Source organism: Leisingera sp. ANG-DT (assembly GCF_000813785.1).
Classification (GTDB): domain Bacteria; phylum Pseudomonadota; class Alphaproteobacteria; order Rhodobacterales; family Rhodobacteraceae; genus Leisingera.
Map to the genome: position 1 here is coordinate 1 of NZ_JWLE01000075.1, position 735 is coordinate 735.

The following is a 735-nucleotide window of genomic DNA, read 5'->3' on the forward strand; positions in this document are numbered from 1 at the left end:
CCTGCAGCCCCCAAGACCCCGCCCCCCGGCGGGGTCTTCGCGTTTCCGGGCGGCTTGCGTAGCGGGTTTGCAAACCGGGCAGGCCTTCCCGTGCCTTTTTTGGTGCCTCTCCCTGCCCCCGCTCGCAGTGTTTTCACGCGCAAAAATTCTGGTCAGAGGCGCTGACGTTAAACTTTAGCGCTCGTCAGGAGGCAGGCACTCGCGTTTAGCCTTGTCAAGCCAAGTACGCCTGCGCATGAGTAGGCCATTGAGTTGAAGGACCCTCCTATGCAGCCGACGCAGCGCTTTACCTCCTGGGCAGAGATTGAACCGTACGCAACCCCGGCGGAACGGCAGCTGAAAGACCGCGTGACCAAGGGCTGGTCATGCATCCTAGACGGCGGGGACCTCCCGGATACCCCGGATGACTGGTCTGCTCTGGACCCCGCCCGCCATGTCCGCGCCGACATCCTCCGGTTCTTTCTCCTCGGCGGCTGCACGGACTGCCCGGCAACCGAGCTGGGAGTCAGGTTGGGCGGTGCGCTTGTTACTGGCACGCTCTCACTGACAAATTGCGACATTCCCAGCAACATGCTACTGCACAATTGCCGGTTTCAAAACGGCATCAACGCTTCTAGCTGCAAAGCAGAGAAAGGCTTTCGGCTAGAATCCTGCACCCTGCCATTTCTGAATGCTGCTGGCCTCAGGGTTGGTGGGCAACTGGACTGCGAAAGTACAGAGTTCCAGAATCAGGGC

1 protein-coding gene is annotated in these 735 nt (G+C 60.5%); it reads left to right on the forward strand.

Annotated features, from left to right (window positions below; genetic code table 11):
• Positions 1-267: 267 nt before the first annotated feature.
• The coding region (locus RA21_RS23085) for a hypothetical protein (protein WP_039152708.1) at positions 268-735 on the forward strand (468 nt) is incomplete at its 3' end.